Origin of the sequence: Halomonas sp. MES3-P3E (assembly GCF_002836035.1) — a bacterium.
GTDB classification, from domain to species: domain Bacteria; phylum Pseudomonadota; class Gammaproteobacteria; order Pseudomonadales; family Halomonadaceae; genus Vreelandella; species Vreelandella arctica.
Genome location: NZ_PJBT01000071.1, coordinates 1 through 4,335 on the forward strand (window position 1 = coordinate 1; position 4,335 = coordinate 4,335).

A 4,335-nucleotide genomic window follows, 5' to 3' on the forward strand; every position below is an offset into this window, starting at 1 on the left:
GTGGCTTTCTTCTGATGGCCGGATCGGTGGGTTTCAGGAATGATTTCATGGCTGATCACATACAGCATGGCGCCAGCGGCAAAGGCTAAGCCCCATGGCAGCAATATTTGCGAAACGCTAATAATACTGGCGCCAAACAGCCCACCAATGGGTTCGATCAAGCCGGTTAGCGCAGCAATCGACCAGGAGCGCCACTTCGAGTAGCCCTCGCCCATCAACGCAACCGCGACGGCTAGCCCTTCCGGCATGTTCTGCAGGCCAATGCCGATCGCCAGCGGCATGCCGCCTTCTAGCCCATTGGCGCCAAAACCGACGCCCACCGCCATGCCTTCTGGCAGGTTGTGAATGGTAATGGCAAATACAAACAACCATACCCGGCGCAGTGATGCAGCCGCTGGCCCTTCGCGCCCCTGGGCAAAATGCTCATGGGGAAGATGCTCGTTAAGCAGCGCAATCGCGCCCATGCCCAACAAAATAGCGGTACACACAATCGCGGCGGGCACGGGGCCACCAGAATAATAGATTTCAGCGGCATCCAGCGCGGGAATAATCAGCGAAAAGAAAGACGCCGCCAGCATCACCCCAGCGGCGAAACCCAACGCCAAATCGCGAAAGCCACGGCTGGGCGCTTTGCCTAGCAGCACTGGTAATGCGCCTACAGCCGTTAGCAGCCCGGCCGTTAAGCTGCCTAAAAACCCTAATAACAACGTATTTTCCATGAACAACATAAACCCGGTTAGCAATTAGCAAGACATAAAACAGAACGACACGTTGTTGTCTAGGTTTTGTACCAAAAGTCGCGGGAGAAAGGCTAAGCGAGGCCAAAACCGGCGAACATCACTTCGCCCGCCTCACTCTGCATTGAGCATCGCCAACGAGTCAATTAACACCTAGGCCTGGCGGTCTCAATAACAAAGCCGCCTTCTCTTCCGCTATATGTAAAATTTCAATTACAATGTGTTAATAACATTATGTGCTATATCGCTACAAAAAAGTGATTTTACACCGAATGTCTATTATGATTTGCATAACTATACAAGCCCTATACGATCGAGACATTTTATAAATGCTAAGCCTTCACCGCCATTCACCTCAACATAGCGCCCTATTGCAACATACTGCCTGTATTTCATTCACCCCTGCTGGTGAGATTAAAGAGGCAAGCCCTCTATTTTTGAACGCTGTGGGCTACACGCTCGAGCAGGTTAAGGGACAGCATCACCGTATGTTTTGCTTTCCTGAAGAAACCAACCAGCCCGAATACGCCGCTTTTTGGGAAACACTCGCCGCAGGCTACAGCCAGCAGGGGCGCTTTCGGCGCTTAAACGCTGAAGGGAAAGAAATTTGGCTTGAAGCGACCTATATACCCATCAAAAACCGGCGTGGAAAAGTTATACAAATATTTAAAGTCGCTAGCGACGTTACAGACAAACATCAAAATGCGGCGCGTGAGCGAGCCATTCTTCAGGCTCTGAATAGCTCTATGGCAGTGATTGAATTCACTCCAGATGGGTATGTGCTGGATACAAACAGTAATTTTGAACAAACAATGGGCTACGCAGCTGAACAGATAAGAGGTGTTCATCACCGTCAATTTTGCCCTGATGCGTTTTACCAGCAGCACCCTGATTTTTGGGAGCAGTTAAGCCGTGGCGAACTGAAGCAGGGTAAATTCGAGCGCATTGATGCCCGTGGTAACACCATCTGGCTGGAAGCTACTTATAATCCAATCCACGATGAGCAAGGAAAAATCATCAAAGTAGTCAAATTTGCCACCGATATTACCCGCTCAATTCAAGCCTCAGAAGCAGCGCATGTCACGGTTAATACGGCGCAAACTTCATCAACACAGACTGAAAAAATAGCCCAGAGCGGCTTAATCCACCTCAAACAAATACTTGAGGATTCAGAACAAGCCACACACACGCTCAACGAGGCACAGAGCTTAATAGCAGCCCTTAATCAACAAGCTGATCAAATTAATAAAATCACCGCCTCAATTGCGCAAATTGCCAATCAGACCAATCTGTTGTCACTTAATGCGGCGGTAGAAGCAGCGCGAGCCGGCGAGCAAGGCCGCGGTTTTGCGGTGGTCGCGCATGAAGTACGCCGTTTAGCCAAGGGCTCCAGCGAAGCGGTTGAAGAAATTACCCGAGTGCTTAAAGACAACAGTGCATTGGTGGAACGCACTACGCATGCTATGCAGCAGGTGGTGGAACAGGGCAAATCGAGCCAAGCCAGCGTGGGCGAAATTGAGGTCATTGTGAATGAAATACTGATTGGTGCGCGCAGTGTGTCAACGTCTATTGAGCAGCTAGCGTTGGAATCTCCTCGCTGATCCAATAAAAAAGCCAGCACTGATGTACTGGCTTTTTTAGCTTATACCACGCTGTTAACGCAGGGGCGTTTTGCGCAAATAGGGCAGGATCGTTTCGTATTCGCCATATTTCTGTTTGGCGTCTTCATCAGAAACGCTAGGGGGAATAATGACGTCTTGCCCTACCATCCAGTCAGCCGGAGTGGCAACACCGTGCTTCGTGGTGGTTTGCAGTGCATCCAGGGCACGCAGAATTTCAGCAAAATTACGCCCCACGGTCATGGGGTATGTCATCGAGAGCTTCAACTGCTTATCCGGCCCGATAATAAATACCGAACGCACCGTGGCACTGTCTGCCGGCGTGCGGCCATCAGGTAAATAGGCATCTTCAGGCAGCATATCGAATAGCTTGGAAACAGTCAGGCTATCGTCGGCGATGATAGGAAAATCAACATCGCTGCCGGAGACGTTCTTAATGTCGGTGCCCCAGCGTTTGTGGTCTTCCACGCCATCTACCGATACACCAATCACCTTGGTGCCGCGTTTTTTCCACTCTTCGCTCAGGGTGGCAACAGCACCAAATTCCGTCGTGCAGACCGGGGTAAAGTCTTTGGGGTGTGAAAATAGGATAGCCCAGCTATCGCCAATCCATTCGTGAAATTGAATCGGCCCCTGGCTAGTCTCCGCTTTAAAATCAGGCACGACTGCATTGATACGTAATGACATTGCTTTCCTCCTTATTGGACGTTGAACGCCCTAATACTTTATTTGTCTTTCAACGCCTTCACTATAGATCATTCAGTGCTAAGACAGCCAGTGGCAAGACAACGTTCACTCTGTATGGCCAAGCCCAGTATAAAGGCGTAAAACCCTAACGATAAAACGTACAACGGCGCCCTAAGGCGCCGTTGCATAACAATAAGCTGTAAAAGGATTACTCAGCCGCTTTGGCGTTTTTATCATCCCGCTTAACGCGCTTGATCCACTGCTGTTTCGCGTAGTGGCGCAAATTGGCTACATTGTCGGTCTCATCGACAATGTCCTGCCCCAGAATGGTTTCGATAATATCTTCAAGCGTAATCAAGCCGACAAAGGTGCCGTGCTCATCATAAACCACCCGCATATGCAGGTGATCTTTAAGCATCGAGGTAAACACCTGCTCTACATTATTTGAAACATCCACGCTACCAATCGGGTGCATCAGCTCACGCATCGTTTTGGCATCGTCTGCATGGTACATATCAGCTTTATGCACATAGCCAAACGCCTGCTCGCCGTTATCCATCACGGGAAAACGCGTAAACGGTGCTTTGCCATACTGCTCATCAAACGCGGAGACGGTCATATCAGGCAGCACCGTGACACACACGGTACGTGGCGTCATCGCTTTGCTCACCAGGATATCGTGCAAGTTGAGCATATTGATGATGGTGCGTGACTCATCCGCATCCAGCACGTTCTCCTCCAAGCCCACGCGCGCGAGGACTTTGATTTCATCGCGCAGGTCGACATCGTGCTCTGACTTGCCTAGGCGGCGCGTAATCTGTTCTGACATCCAGATAAAAGGCAGCAAACCCATAATCATAGGATTTAACAGGCGTGGCAGAAACGGCGATAAACCGCGCCAGTACGTTGCGCCAATGGTTTTTGGGATAATTTCCGACAAGATCAAAATCAGCATCGTCATCACTGCCGACACAATAGCGATAGAGGCTTCACCAAATACCACGGCCGCCTGAGCACCCACAGCGGTTGCCCCCACAGTATGAGCGATAGTATTGAGCGTCAAAATCGCCGCGAGTGGCCGGTCGATATTGGCTTTTAGGCGCGTAAGCGAGGCATGCAACTTGGGATTATCTTCTTTCTGCTTAGCAATATAGCTGGGTGTAATCGAAAGAAGCGCCGCTTCAAGGATGGAACATAAGAACGAGAACGCGATTCCTGGATTCATAGAATAAGCGCAGCACTTTGGACCACAAGGTAGAGGCAGGAGGGCCAGCGCCGGTACCCTCTCTGCT

The 4,335-nt window shown here is 50.3% G+C and carries 4 protein-coding genes; 1 reads left to right on the forward strand and 3 read right to left on the reverse strand.

The window, feature by feature from the left end:
• The coding region (locus CXF87_RS11645) for a ZIP family metal transporter (protein WP_101146736.1) at positions 1-719 on the reverse strand (719 nt) is incomplete at its 3' end.
• 347 nt (positions 720-1,066) lie between these two features.
• Between CXF87_RS11645 and CXF87_RS11650 the strand changes: the two genes are divergently transcribed.
• Positions 1,067-2,338 carry a methyl-accepting chemotaxis protein gene (locus tag CXF87_RS11650; protein WP_008956300.1) on the forward strand — a complete coding sequence of 424 codons (1,272 nt, stop codon included), beginning with the start codon at positions 1,067-1,069 and terminating at the stop codon, positions 2,336-2,338.
• A gap of 54 nt (positions 2,339-2,392) precedes the next feature.
• Here the strand turns inward: CXF87_RS11650 and CXF87_RS11655 are convergent, their stop codons facing one another.
• Positions 2,393-3,043 (reverse strand): peroxiredoxin, encoded by a 651-nt coding sequence (locus CXF87_RS11655; RefSeq protein WP_008956299.1) that lies wholly within the window; start codon positions 3,041-3,043, stop codon positions 2,393-2,395.
• Positions 3,044-3,251: 208 nt separating this feature from the next.
• On the reverse strand, positions 3,252-4,268 hold the full coding sequence (locus tag CXF87_RS11660) for a CNNM domain-containing protein (protein ID WP_101146735.1): 1,017 nt from the start codon (positions 4,266-4,268) through the stop codon (positions 3,252-3,254).
• Positions 4,269-4,335 lie beyond the last annotated feature (67 nt).

Excerpts from the sequence above, each read along its gene's own strand:
- CXF87_RS11655 (WP_008956299.1), bottom strand. The coding sequence starts at position 3,043 with ATGTCATTACGTATCAATGCAGTCGTGCCTGATTTTAAAGCGGAGACT.
- CXF87_RS11660 (WP_101146735.1), bottom strand. The coding sequence starts at position 4,268 with ATGAATCCAGGAATCGCGTTCTCGTTCTTATGTTCCATCCTTGAAGCG.
- CXF87_RS11650 (WP_008956300.1), top strand. The coding sequence starts at position 1,067 with ATGCTAAGCCTTCACCGCCATTCACCTCAACATAGCGCCCTATTGCAA.